At 70.5% G+C, this 15508-nt stretch carries 12 protein-coding genes; all 12 read left to right on the forward strand.

Annotation, left to right across the window (positions count from 1 at the left end; all coding sequences use genetic code 11):
* The first annotated feature begins 68 nt into the window (after positions 1-68).
* The 12 genes from ABEA33_RS09040 to ABEA33_RS09095 all read left to right on the forward strand — a co-directional run bounded on the left by ABEA33_RS09040 (position 69) and on the right by ABEA33_RS09095 (position 15382).
* Complete coding sequence (locus tag ABEA33_RS09040) at positions 69-1733, forward strand: methylmalonyl-CoA mutase family protein (RefSeq protein ID WP_345526430.1); 1665 nt, start codon at positions 69-71, stop codon at positions 1731-1733.
* Entirely contained in the window at positions 1730-3847 is a 2118-nt protein-coding gene (gene scpA, locus ABEA33_RS09045) for a methylmalonyl-CoA mutase (protein ID WP_345526431.1), read from the forward strand. Before ABEA33_RS09040 ends, scpA begins: the two co-directional genes overlap by 4 nt.
* A 2-nt stretch (positions 3848-3849) precedes the next feature.
* A complete protein-coding gene (gene meaB, locus ABEA33_RS09050) occupies positions 3850-4824 on the forward strand; it encodes a methylmalonyl Co-A mutase-associated GTPase MeaB (protein ID WP_345526432.1) in 975 nt (324 codons plus the stop codon).
* Positions 4825-4931: 107 nt separating this feature from the next.
* Positions 4932-6041, forward strand: coding sequence for a ScyD/ScyE family protein (locus tag ABEA33_RS09055; protein WP_345526433.1), 1110 nt, complete (start codon positions 4932-4934; stop codon positions 6039-6041).
* Positions 6042-6121: 80 nt separating this feature from the next.
* The gene (locus ABEA33_RS09060; protein ID WP_345526434.1) at positions 6122-7330 is read left to right on the forward strand and encodes an amidohydrolase; all 1209 of its coding nucleotides are present in this window, start codon (positions 6122-6124) and stop codon (positions 7328-7330) included.
* Between the two features lie 152 nt (positions 7331-7482).
* Positions 7483-8541: a BMP family lipoprotein gene (locus ABEA33_RS09065; RefSeq protein WP_345526435.1), complete on the forward strand. Its 1059-nt coding sequence runs from the start codon at positions 7483-7485 to the stop codon at positions 8539-8541.
* Positions 8542-8663: 122 nt separating this feature from the next.
* On the forward strand, positions 8664-10214 hold the full coding sequence (locus ABEA33_RS09070; RefSeq protein ID WP_345526436.1) for an ABC transporter ATP-binding protein: 1551 nt from the start codon (positions 8664-8666) through the stop codon (positions 10212-10214).
* A complete protein-coding gene (locus ABEA33_RS09075) occupies positions 10211-11314 on the forward strand; it encodes an ABC transporter permease (protein WP_345526437.1) in 1104 nt (367 codons plus the stop codon). Before ABEA33_RS09070 ends, ABEA33_RS09075 begins: the two co-directional genes overlap by 4 nt.
* Positions 11311-12570, forward strand: a complete 1260-nt coding sequence (locus ABEA33_RS09080; RefSeq protein ID WP_345526438.1) for an ABC transporter permease — start codon at positions 11311-11313, stop codon at positions 12568-12570. Before ABEA33_RS09075 ends, ABEA33_RS09080 begins: the two co-directional genes overlap by 4 nt.
* Positions 12570-12968 (forward strand): cytidine deaminase, encoded by a 399-nt coding sequence (locus tag ABEA33_RS09085; RefSeq protein ID WP_345526439.1) that lies wholly within the window; start codon positions 12570-12572, stop codon positions 12966-12968. Before ABEA33_RS09080 ends, ABEA33_RS09085 begins: the two co-directional genes overlap by 1 nt.
* A complete protein-coding gene (locus ABEA33_RS09090; RefSeq protein ID WP_345526440.1) occupies positions 12940-14103 on the forward strand; it encodes a cytochrome P450 in 1164 nt (387 codons plus the stop codon). Before ABEA33_RS09085 ends, ABEA33_RS09090 begins: the two co-directional genes overlap by 29 nt.
* Complete coding sequence (locus tag ABEA33_RS09095; RefSeq protein WP_345526441.1) at positions 14096-15382, forward strand: thymidine phosphorylase; 1287 nt, start codon at positions 14096-14098, stop codon at positions 15380-15382. The genes ABEA33_RS09090 and ABEA33_RS09095 overlap by 8 nt, the downstream gene beginning before the upstream one ends.
* Positions 15383-15508 lie beyond the last annotated feature (126 nt).

Below are 15508 nucleotides of genomic sequence, written 5' to 3' on the forward strand. Positions count from 1 at the left end.
GGGACGAGGAACGCCGAAAAGGTCACACTCTGTAGCCGACGTCACTCCGCGCTCCTATCGTTCGCAGCATGACTGTCGAGGGTGGGCTGGACGAGCCCGAGGAGCTGGAGCCTGCGCAGGGCTCGCTCGACCTGGCGTCCCCGGAGGATGTGTGGACCGCGGCCGACTGGGAGCGCGAGGCAGCCGCAGTGCTCCGCAAGGCGCGGCGGCTGGGCGAGGAGGACGCGGACCAGCTGGTCTGGTCCAAGCTGACGAAGACCACGCTCGACGGCATCGGGATCAAGCCGCTCGGGACCCCGGAGGACCTGGCCGGGCTCGAGACCAGTGGCCGGCCGACGCGGCAGGGCGACTGGGACATCCGGGCGTACGCCGACGGTCGCCAGGCGAAGCTGGCCAACGAGGAGGCCCTCGTCGACCTCGACGGCGGGGTGACCAGCCTCTGGCTGCGCGTGGACGCCGACACCGACCTCGACACCCTGCTGGACCGGGTGCTGCTCGACCTCGCGCCGGTGGTCTTCGACGGGGCCGACCCGGCGACGACGGCGGGCTACCTCAAGGACCGTGAGCTGCACCCCGAGACCAACCTCGGCGTCCCGGCCGCGGACGCCACCGGTGACGTGGCGCGAGCAGCGCAGAAGCTCGAGGTCCGCGGGTTCGTCGTCGACGCCACGACGGTCCACGACCGCGGCGCCTCGGACGCCCAGGAGCTCGGCTGGTCGATGGCCGCGGGCGCGGCGTACCTCCGCACCCTGGCCGACGCCGGCCTGAGCGTCGATGAGGCCGCGAGCCTCGTCGAGTTCAGGTACGCCGCCACCGACGAGCAGTTCCCGACGATCGCCAAGCTCCGCGCCGCCCGCCGGCTCTGGGCGCGGGTGCTCGAGCTCAGCAAGGCGAGCGAGAGCACGATGCGCCTGCACGCCGTCACCAGCCGCCCGATGATGAGCAAGTACGACCCGTGGGTCAACATGCTCCGCACCACGGTCGCGGCCTTCGCGGCCGGCGCCGGGGGAGCGGACAGCGTGACGGTGCTGCCCTTCGACAGCCCCCTCGGCCGCCCGGACGCCTTCGGTCGCCGGATCGCACGCAACACCTCCCACCTGCTCATCGACGAGTCGCACGTCGCGCAGGTGGCCGACCCGGCCGGTGGTGCGTACGCCGTCGAGAAGCTCACCGACGACCTCGCCCGCGCGGCCTGGGACGTCTTCGGCCGCCTCGACGACGGCGAAGACCTGGATGCGGAGATCGCCGCGACGGTCGCCAAGCGCGAGGCAGAGATCGCCAAGCGCAAGCGGCCGATCACCGGACTGACGGAGTTCCCCAATCTCGACGAGGTGCTGCCTGAGCGCGCGCCCACCGACGAGTGGGACGACGTACGCCGCTACGGCGCCAGCTTCGAGGCGCTCCGCGACGAGCCCGCCGAGACCCCTGTCTTCCTGGCCACCCTCGGCACCGTGGCGCAGCACACCGCCCGCGCAACCTTCGCCACCAACCTGCTGGCGGCCGGTGGCATCCGGGCCGCGGCGGGGGAGCACGACGGCGAGCGGGTCGTGTGCCTGGTCGGCACCGATGCGGCGTACGACGAGTCGGGCGCCGAGACCGCCGCCGAGCTGCGAAGCAACGGTGCCGAGTGGGTGATCGTCGCGGGGAAGCCCCGGGACTGGGCCGACGACTCCTGCGCCATGGGCGTCGATGCCCTCGACTTCCTCAACCGGACCAGGGAGAAGCTGGCATGAGTGTCCCGGAGAGCTTCAGTGGCGAGCCCTGGATGTCCCCGGAGGGCATCGAGATCAAGCCGGCGTACGGACCCGAGGACATCGAGGGTCTCGACGCGCTGGGCACCTTCCCCGGCCTGAGCCCGTTCCTGCGCGGGCCCTACCCGACGATGTACACGACCCAGCCGTGGACCATCCGGCAGTACGCCGGGTTCTCCACCGCCGAGGAGTCGAACGCCTTCTACCGCCGCAACCTCGCGGCGGGCCAGAAGGGCCTGAGCGTCGCGTTCGACCTCGCGACCCACCGTGGCTACGACTCCGACCACCCCCGGGTGCGCGGCGACGTCGGCATGGCCGGGGTGGCGATCGACTCCATCTACGACACCCGCACGCTCTTCGAGGGCATCCCGCTCGACGAGATGTCGGTGTCGATGACGATGAACGGCGCTGTCCTCCCGGTGCTCGCCCTCTACATCGCGGCGGCCGAGGAGCAGGGGGTGAAGCCGGAGCAGCTCGCGGGGACGATCCAGAACGACATCCTCAAGGAGTTCATGGTCCGCAACACCTACATCTACCCGCCCGCGCCGAGCATGCGGATCATCTCCGACATCTTCAGCTACACCTCCGCGAAGATGCCGCGCTTCAACTCGATCTCGATCTCCGGCTACCACATCCAGGAGGCCGGAGCGACGGCCGACCTGGAGCTCGCGTACACGCTGGCCGACGGCGTGGAGTACATCCGCGCCGGCCTCGCGACGGGCATGACGATCGACCAGTTCGCGCCGCGGCTGTCCTTCTTCTGGGCGATCGGCATGAACTTCTTCATGGAGATCGCCAAGATGCGCGCGGCCCGGGCGCTCTGGGCCCGGCTGGTGCGTGAGTTCGAGCCGCAGAACCCCAAGTCGCTCAGCCTGCGCACCCACAGCCAGACCTCCGGCTGGTCGCTCACCGCCCAGGACGTCTTCAACAACGTCGGGCGCACCGCGATCGAGGCGATGGCCGCGACCCAGGGCCACACCCAGTCGCTGCACACCAACGCCCTCGACGAGGCCATCGCGCTGCCGACGGACTTCTCGGCCCGGATCGCGCGCAACACCCAGCTCCTGCTTCAGCAGGAGAGCGGTACGACGGGCACGATCGACCCGTGGGCCGGCTCCTACTACGTGGAGCGCCTGACCCACGACCTCGCCGAGCGCGCGTGGGCGCACATCCAGGAGGCCGAGCGGGTTGGCGGCATGGCTGCCGCGATCGAGCAGGGCATCCCGAAGATGCGCATCGAGGAGGCCGCTGCGCGCACCCAGGCGCGGATCGACTCCGGCGCCCAGAAAGTCATCGGGGTCAACACGTTCCGCCTGGCCGCCGAGGACAAGCTGGACGTGCTCAAGGTCGACAACGACGACGTCTACCGCCAGCAGATCGCCAAGCTCGAGCGGCTGCGTGCGGAGCGCGACGACGACGACGTACGGCGTGCACTCGAGGCGCTGACGAACTCGGCGGAGCGCGGCGCCGAGAAGGGCTCGCTCGACGGCAACCTGCTCGCGCTCGCGGTCGACGCCGCCCGAGCCAAGGCCACGGTCGGCGAGATCTCCGACGCGTTGGAGAAGGTCTACGGCCGCCACCAGGCCGTGATCCGTACGATCAGCGGCGTGTACCGCGACGAGTCGAGCCAGGGCGACGGCTCCCTGCTCCAGCAGGTGCTCGACGCGACCGAGGAGTTCGAGGAGGCCGAGGGTCGGCGTCCCCGGATCCTGGTCGCCAAGATGGGCCAGGACGGCCACGACCGTGGCCAGAAGGTCGTGGTCAGCGCCTTCGCCGACATGGGCTTCGACGTCGACGTGGGCCCGCTCTTCTCGACGCCCGAGGAAGTCGCCCAGCAGGCGGTCGACGCCGACGTGCACATCGTCGGGGTCTCCTCGCTGGCGGCCGGCCACCTCACGCTGCTGCCCGCGCTCAAGAAGGCGCTGGCCGAGCAGGGGCGCCCCGACATCATGATCGTGATCGGCGGCGTGATCCCGCCCGACGACGTGCCCACGCTCCGGGAGATGGGCGCCGCCGCGGTGTTCCTGCCGGGCACGGTCATCGCGGAGTCCGCCCTCGACCTCCTGGCCCGTCTGCGGGAACAGCTGGACCACTGAGCATGCCCGACGTCGAGACGCTCGTCGCGGGGATCCGAGAGGGGCGGCGCGCCGCTGTCTCGCAGGCGATCACGCTCGTCGAGTCGACCAGCCGCAAGCACCGGGAGCAGGCTCGCGAGCTGCTGACCGGGCTCGCCGGTGACGCGCCGACGGACGTCGTGCGGGTCGGCATCTCGGGCGTGCCCGGGGTCGGGAAGTCCACGTTCATCGAGGCGCTCGGCTCTCGGCTCACCGCCGACGGCCACCGGGTCGGCGTGCTCGCCGTGGACCCGTCGAGCATCCGCACCGGTGGCTCGGTGCTCGGCGACAAGACCCGGATGGCGCGCCTCGCCAACGACCCCCAGGCCTTCATCCGCCCCTCGCCCAGTGCAGGGACGCTCGGTGGCGTCGCCCGGGCGACCGTGCAGGCGATGGCGGTGCTCGAGGCCGCGGCGTACGACGTGGTGCTGGTCGAGACGGTCGGCGTCGGCCAGTCGGAGGTGACCGTCGCCGGGATGGTCGACACGTTCCTCTTCCTCACCCTCGCCCGGACCGGCGACCAGCTGCAGGGCATCAAGAAGGGCATCCTCGAGATCGCCGACGTGATCGCGGTCAACAAGGCCGACGGCGACCGCCAGCAGGAGGCTCGGGTCGCCGCCCGCGACCTCGCCGGCGCGCTGCGCCTGGTGCGCGGACCGGGGGAGTGGGCGACGCCGGTGGTGACCTGCTCGGCGCTGGAGGACTCGGGTGTCGACGAGGTCTGGGAGCGGGTCGGCGTGCACCGCGAGCACCTGGGCGCGGCCGGTCTCGCCGACAAACGCGCCCACCAGCAGCTGGACTTCACCTGGGCGCTGGTCCGCGACGAGCTCGACCAGCGGCTGCGCCACTCGGCCGGCGTCCGCGCCATGCGCGAGGAGGTGCGCGCGGCCGTGCTCGCCGGTGAGCTGCCGGCGACCGTCGCCGCCGACCGGATCCTCGCGGCGTACGACGCGGACTGACGTCCCCAATATGGGGTGATCCTGCCGATCCGGGACGGCTGACCCGTGCGCTCGGGACATCGGGACGTCCATGGTGGAGGCCTCACTACCGCTCAGGGAGGCAGCACATGCGTAGTACCCGGACCGTCGCCGCCATGGCGACGCTCGCGCTCGCAGTCACGACGGTGGCGCTCATGCCCGCCGGCGAGGCCGCCGCGCCGAAGCCCAAGCCGCTCGCCAAGAACCTCGTCGCCCCGCTCAGTGCCGCGGTCGACGACGACGGCACGGCGTACGTCACCCAGAACTTCGCCGGCCTGCTCAGCAAGGCCCGTCCCGGCAAGAAGCCCAAGACCGTCTACGCCAGCAAGAACGGCAACGAGGTCGGCGGCGTGTCGGTCTTCCACGGCAAGCTCGTGTTCGCCGAGACCGCCAGCGACGCCGAGGACAACCCCGCCAAGTCGTGGGTGAAGTGGATCACCCCGTCCGGCAAGGTCCGCACCATCGCCAACATCCGCGCCTTCGAGAACAAGAAGAACCCCGACAAGTCGGTCACGTACGGCATTCGCGACCTCAGCGCCGAGTGCGCCGCGTCCTGGCCGTCCGACCAGTTCGGGCCGCCCAGATACCGCGGGGTCAAGGACTCGCACCCCTACGCCACCCTCCAGACCGACGAGGGCACCGTCTTCGTCGCCGACGCCGGCATGAACGCGGTCCTGGAGATCTCGCCCAAGGGCCGGGTCCGCACGCTGGCGGTGACCCCGCCGGTCCCGGTCGAGATCACGGCCGAGCTCGCCGGCGGCATGGGTCTGCCGGCCTGCGCGGTCGGCAAGACGTACTACGGCGAGTCCGTCCCGACCGACATCGCCCTCGGCGGCGACGGCAAGCTCTACGTCACGACGGAGGGCGGTGGCCTCGGTGAGCAGGCTCCGTTGGGCTCGGTGTACGCCGTGAAGCTGAAGAACGGGAAGATCAAGAAGGCGGTCGGCAGCCTGTTCGCCCCGGTCGGCATCGCGATCGCCGCGAACGGCGACATGTTCGTCTCGCAGCTCTTCGGCGGTCAGATCTCCCGGATCAAGCACGGCACCAAGAAGGTCCGCACGTACGCCAAGGCGAACCAGCCGGCGGCGGTCGAGTGGACGCCGCGCGGCCTCTACGCGACCGTCGACGTCCTGGTCGGACCGTCCGAGGAGAACCCGGACACGCCTCCGGGCGGCAAGCTGGTCAGGTACCGCAAGTGAGCTGACCGCACAGCAGGCATCGAGCGGGCTCCGGATGATCGGCCGGGGCCCGCTCGGTGCGCTCCGGTAACCTCGACCCGATGTCCACCGCCAGCTCCGACCCCGCACACACGCTCGCCGATGCCGTGATCGACGATGTCGTCGCGGGCGTCGAGGAGGAGCTCGTCGCGCTCCGCCGCGACCTGCACACGCACCCGGAGCTGTCCTGGCGCGAGGTCCGGACCACCGCTCTCGTCGCCGCCCGGGTCGCCCAGGCGGGCTGGCGGGTCACCGAGCTGCCGCGCACCGGTCTGGTCGCCGACATCGGCACCGAGGGGCCGATCGTCGCGCTGCGCGCGGACCTCGACGCGCTGCCGGTGCCCGACCTGACCGGGGACCCCTGGACCAGCACCGTCGAGGCCGTCACCCACGCGTGCGGCCACGACGTGCACACCGCGGCCCTGGTCGGCGCGGCCGTCGCGCTCGGACGGGTACACGAGCTGGGGCTGCTCCCCGGCCGGGTCCGGCTGCTCTTCCAGCCCGCCGAGGAGGTCATGCCCGGCGGGGCGCTCTCGCTGATCGAGCTCGGCGCCCTGGACGACGTCGACCGGGTCTTCGGCCTGCACTGCGACCCCACCCTCGACGTGGGCAGCGTCGGGCTCCGCGAGGGGCCCATCACCGGCGCCGCGGACCACCTCGACGTGACGTTGACGGGTTCGGGCGGCCACACCTCCCGGCCGCACCTGACCGAGGACCTCACCTACGCGCTCGGCAAGGTCATCACCGAGCTGCCCTCCATCCTCTCGCGGCGTCTCGACCCCCGGGCCGGGGTGAGTGTGGTCTGGGGCATCGTCCGCGCGGGCTCGGCACACAACGTCATCCCTGCGACCGGACGCGCCGGCGGCACGGTCCGGATGCTCGACGCCGTCGCGTGGTCCGAGGCCGAGAAGCTGGTCCCGCTGCTGGTCGAGCAGATCGTGGCGCCGTACGGCGTGCACGCGCAGGTCGACTACCAGCGCGGCGTACCGCCCGTCGTCAACGACCCGGCCTCGATCTCGCTGCTCGCCGGGGCGGTCGAGGGGGTGCTCGGCCTGGATGGGCACGTTCCCACCCAGCAGAGCCTCGGCGGCGAGGACTTCGGCTGGTACCTCGACCGGGTGCCCGGTGCCATGGGCCGGCTCGGCACGCGGACGCCCGGCGGGCCGACGTACGACCTGCACCAGGGCAACCTGCGCGTCGACGACCGGGCGGTGGGCATCGGCGCCCGCGTGCTGGCACAGGTGGCGGTCGCGTTCCACGGCGCTTTCTGACAAATTTCGGGGCTCATCGATGAGTATGTCCGCCCAGTCCGCATCGACTCGATAACAACTTCGTCAACGTGCAGTCCCGCCCGCACGCAGGCCCTAGGGTTTCGTCTGTTTCACGCCCGTCCGGGGCGTTCACGGACCATGAAGGAGGCGTCTTGCGACGCACCACGAAGTTTGCAGCAATCCTCGCGGCCGGCATCCTGGCCCTGACGGCGTGCGGTAGCGACAGTGAAGGCGGCGACAGCGGCACTGACTCGCCGTCGTCCGACGCCCCGAAGTCCGACATCAAGGTCGGCATGGCGTACGACGTCGGCGGCCGCGGCGACCAGTCGTTCAACGACTCGGCAGCCGCTGGTCTCGACCAGGCCAAGGAAGAGGGCCTCATTGCTGACGCCCAGGAGTCCGAGGCCGAGGATGGCGAGGCCGAGACCGCTCGCGAGGAGCGCCTGCGCACGTTCGCCGAGGCCGGGTTCGACCCGATCATCGCGGTCGGCTTCGCCTACGCCCCGTCGCTGACGAAGGTCTCCGAGGAGTACCCGGACGTCCACTTCGCGATCATCGACGACGCCAGCCTCGAGAAGGTCCCGAACGTCGCGAGCCTGGTCTTCGCCGAGGAGCAGGGCTCGTTCCTGGTCGGCGCGGCGGCGGCGCTCAAGACCGAGTCGGACCACATCGGCTTCATCGGCGGCGTCGAGACCCCGCTGATCCAGAAGTTCGAGGCGGGCTACGTGGCCGGCGCCAAGGCGGTCAACCCCGACATCGAGATCGACGTGAAGTACCTGACCCAGGTGCCGGACTTCTCCGGCTTCGGTGACCCGGCCAAGGGCAAGACGGCCGCTCAGGGCATGTATGACGGCGGCGCGGACATCGTCTACCACGCTGCTGGTGGCTCCGGTGGCGGCGTCTTCGAGGCGGCCGCCGAGGCCAAGGCGAAGGCGATCGGCGTCGACTCCGACCAGTACAACACCGCTGACCCGTCCGTCCAGGACGTCATCATGACCTCGATGCTCAAGAACGTGAACGTCGCGGTCCACGAGTACCTCAAGGCGATCGACGGCGACTCGTTCCCGTCCGGCGTCACCACCTACGACCTCAAGGTCGACGGCGTGGGCTACTCGACGAGCGGTGGTCAGATCGACGACATCACCGACCAGCTCGACGACTACAAGCAGCAGATCATCGACGGGGACATCACCGTTCCCGACAAGCCGTGATCGTCTGCTAGATCGCAGCACCTGGCAACGGGTCCGCGGGGCGCACGCCCCGCGGACCCGTTCCTTCTCTCCACCCCGCTCGGGTAGCGTCACGCCCGAACCTGACGAGGAGGTCATGGATCGTGTCCACCCCCGCCACGCCCGTCGCGGAGACCGCTCCGGCAACGGCTGAGATCGCCGTCCGCTTGCGCGGCATCGGCAAGCGCTTCCCTGGTGTGATCGCCAACGACGACATCAACATCGACGTGCGCCGGGGCACGATCCACGCGATCGTCGGTGAGAACGGCGCTGGCAAGTCGACGCTGATGAAGATCCTGTACGGCGTACAGCCTCCGGACTCGGGCACGATCGAGATCAACGGCGCCGAGGTCTCCCTGCACTCGCCGGCCGACGCGATCAAGAGCGGCGTGGGCATGGTGTTCCAGCACTTCATGCTGGCCGACAACCTGACCGTCCTCGAGAACGTCGTCCTCGGTGCCGAGCGCCTGCACGGCATCGGCGCCAAGGCCCGCGCCGAGGTGCTGCGCATCTCCGACGCCTACAACCTCGGGATCGAGCCCGACCGCCTGGTCGAGGCCCTCGGGGTCGGCGCACGCCAGCGCGTGGAGATCCTCAAGGTCCTCTACCGCGGCGCGCGCATCGTGATCCTCGACGAGCCCACCGCGGTGCTGGTGCCGCAGGAGGTCGACGAGCTCTTCGGCAACCTGCGCGAGCTCAAGGCCGAGGGCCTCAGCGTCATCTTCATCTCCCACAAGCTCGACGAGGTGCTCTCCGTCGCCGACGAGATCACCGTGATCCGCCGCGGCACGACGGTGAAGACCGTGGAGCCGCAGGGCGTCTCCGCGCGCCAGCTCGCCGAGCTGATGGTCGGCTCCGAGCTGCCCTCACCCAGCACCGAGGCCTCGACGGTCACCGACGAGGTGCTGCTCAGCGTCTCGGGCCTGTCGCTGCCGAGCGACGAGGGTCGGCCGCTGCTCGATGACGTCTCCTTCCAGATCCACCGGGGCGAGATCCTCGGGATCGCCGGCGTCGAGGGCAACGGCCAGGCCGAGCTCGTCGAGTCGATCATGGGGATGCGCGCCGCCTCGAGCGGCCGGATCGAGCTCGCTGGGGCCGACCTGTCCCACCTCAGCACCCGCGAGCGCCGCGAAGGTGGCATCGGCTACATCCCCGAGGACCGGCACCGGCACGGGCTGCTGCTCGAGTCCCCGCTGTGGGAGAACCGCATCCTCGGTCACCAGTCCCGCCCCCCGAGCGTCAACCACGGCCTCATCGACAAGCGCGCCGCCCGCAAGGACACCGCGCGCATCATCGAGGCGTACGACGTACGCACCCCCGGACCCGATGTGCTCGCGCGGGCGCTGTCGGGTGGCAACCAGCAGAAGCTGATCGTCGGCCGCGAGATGAGCGGGGAGCCGGTCCTGCTGATTGCCGCCCACCCGACCCGCGGTGTCGACGTCGGCGCCCAGGCCGCGATCTGGCGCCACATCAAGGACGCGCGGCGCAACGGCCTCGCCGTGCTGCTGATCTCGGCGGACCTGGACGAGCTGATCGGCCTGTCCGACCGGATCGAGGTGATCCTGCGGGGCCGCTTCGTCGGCACCTTCGATCCCGAGGACGTCACACCTGAGCGGCTCGGCTCCGCGATGACCGGAGCGGGGGAGGACAAGTGACGAAGGCACGTCTGACGCGCCTGGGGCTGGGGGTCGCCTCGGCGGTGCTCGCCCTGCTGGCAGCGTTCGCCATCACCAGCCTGGTGCTGATCGCCGCCGGGGACCCGGTGGGCGAGGTCTGGGGCCAGCTGCTGTCCTGGCCCGAGCAGCGCAACTGGGCCAACATCATCAACAACGCGACCGTGCTCTTCCTGTCTGGTCTCGCGGTCGCCGTGAGCTTCCGGATGAACCTCTTCAACATCGGCGTCGACGGGCAGTACCGCGTCGCCGCGTTCACCGCCGCTGTCGTCGCCGGTGAGGCCTGGCTGCCCGGCTACCTCAACACCGCCCTGGCGATCCTCTGCGCAATGGCCGTCGGTGCGATCTGGGCCGGCATCGCGGGTGTCCTGCGCGCCACGCGCGGCGTCAGCGAGGTCATCTCGACGATCATGCTCAACGCGATCGCCACCTCCCTCGTCGCCTACCTGCTCCGCAAGGCGGCGGTGCGCGAGGAGGGCAGCAACGCGCTCGGCACCAAGGAGATCCCGGAGGGCAGCCGGATCGGCGGCCTCCCGTTCGGCGACTTTGAGATCTACGGCTTCATCATCATGGCCGCCGCGTTCGGGTTCGCGTTCTGGTTCGTGCTCAACCGCACCCGGTTCGGCTTCGACCTGCGCGCGACCGGCCAGTCGACGACCGCCGCCGTGGCCAGCGGGGTCAGCGTCAAGAAGATGACCGTCGCTGCCATGATGATCTCCGGCGCCATCGCCGGACTGGTCGGCCTGCCGATCCTCTTCGGTGACGCCTACACCTACGGCTCGACCTTCCAGTCCGGGTTGGGCTTCGCCGGCATCGCGATCGCGTTGCTCGGCCGCAACAACCCGATCGGAATTGCGCTCGGCGCGCTGCTCTTCGCCTACCTCGACGAGCAGTCCAACCCGCTGCAGATCCTGGTCGGTGTCTCGCCCGACATCGTGGCCATCACGCAGGGCGTGATCGTGCTGACCGTGGTCATCTCCTATGAGCTCGTACGCCGCTACGGCGTACGCCTCGAGCAACGGGAGGTGGCCCGAGCCTTGGCCACCCCCAGCACCGACCAGCCCGAGGAGGTCTCGGCATGACCACCTCCGGCTACACCGAGTCGATCGCCGCCGCTCCGCGCGCACGCCGCAAGCTGCCGCGATGGTGGTTCGCCGCCGCGCTCTTCGGGCTGCTGCTTGGGCTCTCCCTGCTGGAGCAGGTCACCGGTGCCGACGACCTGGTCTCGCGGGGCACGGTCGCCGCGACCTTGATCGCCGTCGTCCCGATCATGCTCGCCGGCCTCGGAGGCCTCTGGTCGGAGCGCGCCGGCGTGGTCAACATCGGGCTCGAGGGCATGATGATCCTCGGGACCTGGGGTGCCGGCTACTTCGGCTACCACTACGGTGCCTGGGCCGGTGTCGCGGGCGCGATCGTGATGGGCATGCTCGGCGGCCTGGTGCACGCCATCGCGACCGTGGTCTTCGGCGTCGACCACATCATCTCCGGCGTCGCGATCAACATCATCGCGCTCGGCGCGGTTCAGTACCTCGCCTCGCTGACCTTCGTCGGCCTGCCCGGCGGTGGCCAGACGCAATCGCCCAAGATCGAGGACGTCCCATCGATCAACATCACGTTCCTGGGTGACTTCTTCGGCGACATCGTGGACAAGAACATCTTCTTCGTCTCGCAGACCGCAGCCGTGGCTCAGGCGCTCGTGACCAACCTGTCGTGGCTCGTAGTGATCTCGATGCTGCTCCTCGTCGTGACCTGGTTCGTGCTGTGGCGCACGTCCTTCGGCCTGCGCCTGCGCTCCTGCGGTGAGAGCCCGTCCGCGGCCGAGTCGCTCGGCGTCCACGTGCTGCGCTACAAGTTCGCGGCTGTGCTGATCTCCGGCGGCCTCGCCGGTCTGGCGGGCGGCTTCCTCGCGATGGTCGCGTCCAGCAACTACCGCGACGGCCAGACCGGCGGCCGTGGCTACATCGGCCTCGCCGCGATGATCTTCGGCAACTGGCGCCCGGGAGGGCTGCTCGCGGGGTCCGGGCTCTTCGGCTACAGCGAGACGCTCGGTCTCCGCGCAGGCGGCGACTCGGTGCACGCTCTGCTGCTCGCGATCGCGGTGCTGGCCATCGCCGCCGCGGTGTGGCAGGCCCGCCAGCAGCAGCAGCGCGCCGCGATCATCACCGGTGTGGTGGCCGTCGCCCTCGGAGTGCTCTACTTCGCGATCGACGAGGTGCCCAGCGACTTCAGCACCATGACGCCGTACGTCGTCACGCTGCTGGTGCTCGCGTTCGCCTCGCAACGACTACGAATGCCAGCTGCCGACGGGCAGATCTATCGGAAGGGCAGCGCGGGCTAGTGGCGTCGGACGCGGAGTTCGACTGGGACTCGCTCAAGGCGGCTGCCGAGGAGGCGGTCACGCACGCGTACGCGCCGTACTCGCACTTCTCGGTGGGTGCCGCCGCGATGGTCGACGACGGTCGCGTGGTGACGGGTTGCAACGTGGAGAACGCGGCGTACGGCGTCGCCCTGTGCGCGGAGTGCGGACTGGTCAGCCAGCTGCACATCACCGGCGGTGGCCGGCTGACGCACTTCGTGTGCGTCAACGGCGACGGCGCGGTGATCATGCCGTGCGGGCGGTGCCGGCAGCTCCTGTACGAGAACGGCGGGCCAGAGCTGCTGCTGTGGACAGTGTCAGGAATCAGGACGATGGACGAGGTGCTGCCCGATGCGTTCGGTCCCGACGACCTCGATTGACCTGACCGCCCCCGCGGTCGTCGCCGATCCTTACCCGCACTTCGCGCGCGAGCGCGAGCAGCACGCGGTGGCCTGGCACGAAGCGTCCGGGATGTACCTGACCTTCGCGCACGCGACCGTCGGGCAGGTGCAGCGCGACCGCCGGCTGGGCCGGATCTGGGCCGACAAAGAGCCGCTCGACTACCTCGAGCCGTTCAACCTCCTGCATCGCAACCAGATGATGGAGAACGAGCCGCCGGTGCACACCCGGCTGCGTCGCCCGGTGGCCAAGGCGTTCGCGCGCGGTCACATCGAGCGGCTCCGGCCGCGGGTACGCGAGATCGCGGCCGGGCTGCTCGACGACCTCGATCCTCAGGGCTTCGACATCATCGCGGGGTACGCCGAGCCGCTGCCCGTGCTGGTGATCGCCGACCTGCTCGGCGTACCTCGCTCGTATGCGCACGACCTGCGGGATTGGTCGCAGGCGATCGTGCGGATGTACGAGGTGGCGCCGCCGCAGGAGACGGTCGACGCCGCTGTCCGTGCGTCCGAGGACTTCGCGGGGCTGGTGCGCGAGCTGGTCGGCGAGCGGCGTGCGCAGCCCGCCGACGACCTGATCACCGACCTGGTCGCGACCGAGCTGACAGAGGACGAGGTCGTCGCGGCAGTCGTCCTGCTGCTCAACGCGGGCCACGAGGCGTCGGTCAACGTCTTCGGCAACGGGCTGACCGCGATGCTGCGACGCGGGCTGCGCCCCGGCGCCGACGTGCCGGCCACCGTCGAGGAGATGCTCCGCTTCGACTCCGCGCTGCAGCTCTTCGAGCGCACCGCGATGGAGGACGTGGAGGTAGGCGACATCACGGTCCACGAGGGCCAGAAGATCGCCGCCCTACTCGGTGCCGCCAACCGCGACCCCGAGGTCTTCGACCAGCCGGACGAGTTCCGGGTGGACCGAGACCCCAACAACCACTTGGCTTTCGGCGTCGGAGTGCACTTCTGCCTCGGCGCGCCGCTCGCGCGGATGGAGCTCGCCGAGTCGCTGCCTGCGTTGTTCGAGACGTTCCCCGACCTGACCCTGGCCGACGAGCCGGTCAGTCGCGGGACCTTCGTGCTGCGGGGCTACCGCACCGTCCCTGTGAGAGGAACTCATGTCTGAGCACGACGCGGTCGAGGTGATCTCGGCCAAGCGGGACAAGCGAGAGCTGAGCGACAGCCAGATCGACTGGGTGATCGCGGCGTACACGCGTGGTGATGTCGCCGACGAGCAGATGTCGGCGCTGGCGATGGCGATCCTGCTCAACGGCATGGACCGTCGCGAGATCTCCCGGTGGACGGGGGCGATGATCGCGTCGGGGGAGCGGATGGACTTCTCGGGGTTGTCGCGGCCGACCGCTGACAAGCACTCGACCGGTGGCGTGGGGGACAAGATCACGCTGCCGTTGGCTCCACTGGTGGCGGCGTGCGGCGTCGCCGTACCCCAGCTCTCCGGGCGCGGTCTGGGCCACACCGGCGGCACCCTCGACAAGCTGGAGTCGATCCCCGGCTGGCGGGCCGCGCTGTCGAACGAGGAGATCCTCACCCAGCTGGAGTCGCTGGGTGCGGTGATCTGCGCGGCCGGTGACGGGCTGGCGCCCGCCGACAAGAAGCTCTATGCGCTGCGCGACGTGACCGGCACGGTCGAGGCGATCCCGCTGATCGCGTCGTCGATCATGTCGAAGAAGATCGCCGAGGGCACCGGGGCTCTGGTGCTCGACGTCAAGGTCGGCACGGGTGCGTTCATGAAGGACGTCGTCTCCGCTCGTGAGCTCGCCGAGACGATGGTGGCGCTCGGCCAGGACGCCGGGGTGCACACGGTCGCGCTGCTGACCGACATGTCCACGCCGCTGGGCCTGACCGCCGGCAACGCGATCGAGGTCCAGGAGTCCGTCGACGTGCTGGCAGGTGGGGGGCCGGCCGATGTGGTCGAGCTGACCCTTGCCCTCGCCCGCGAGATGCTCGCCGGCGCCGGCCGCTCGGACGTGGACCCTGCCGACAAGCTGGCCGACGGCTCCGCGATGGACGCCTGGCACCGGATGATCCAGGCCCAGGGCGGCGACTCGCACGCCCCGCTGCCGGTGGCTCGTGAGCAGCACGTCGTGAACGCACCGTCCACGGGCGTGGTGACCCGCCTCGACGCGATGGCCGTCGGGCTCGCCGCCTGGCGCCTCGGCGCCGGCCGGGCCCGCAAGGAGGACCCGGTGCAGGCAGGCGCCGGCGTCGTCTGGCACGCCAGGCCCGGGGACATCGTCACGGCGGGCGACCCGCTCTTCACGCTGCTCACCGACGACGAGCACCGCTTCGACCGCGCTCTCGCGTCGCTCGAGGGCGGCTACGACATCGAGTCGGGCGGGTCTTCGTACCGGCCCGCCCCTTTGGTCATCGACCGGATCGGCTGACCGCGGACGCGCCAGCGGCCGCGGTCGTCGGTGGTCGAGCAGCGCCCGCGACCGAGCTTGCGAGGTCGTGACGGCGCGTGTCGAGAGCCCGCGCCACCAGGCGACGGCAGCTGTGCCGTGAGGGGG

Source organism: Nocardioides endophyticus, from assembly GCF_039543845.1.
In the GTDB taxonomy this organism is placed as follows: domain Bacteria; phylum Actinomycetota; class Actinomycetes; order Propionibacteriales; family Nocardioidaceae; genus Nocardioides; species Nocardioides endophyticus.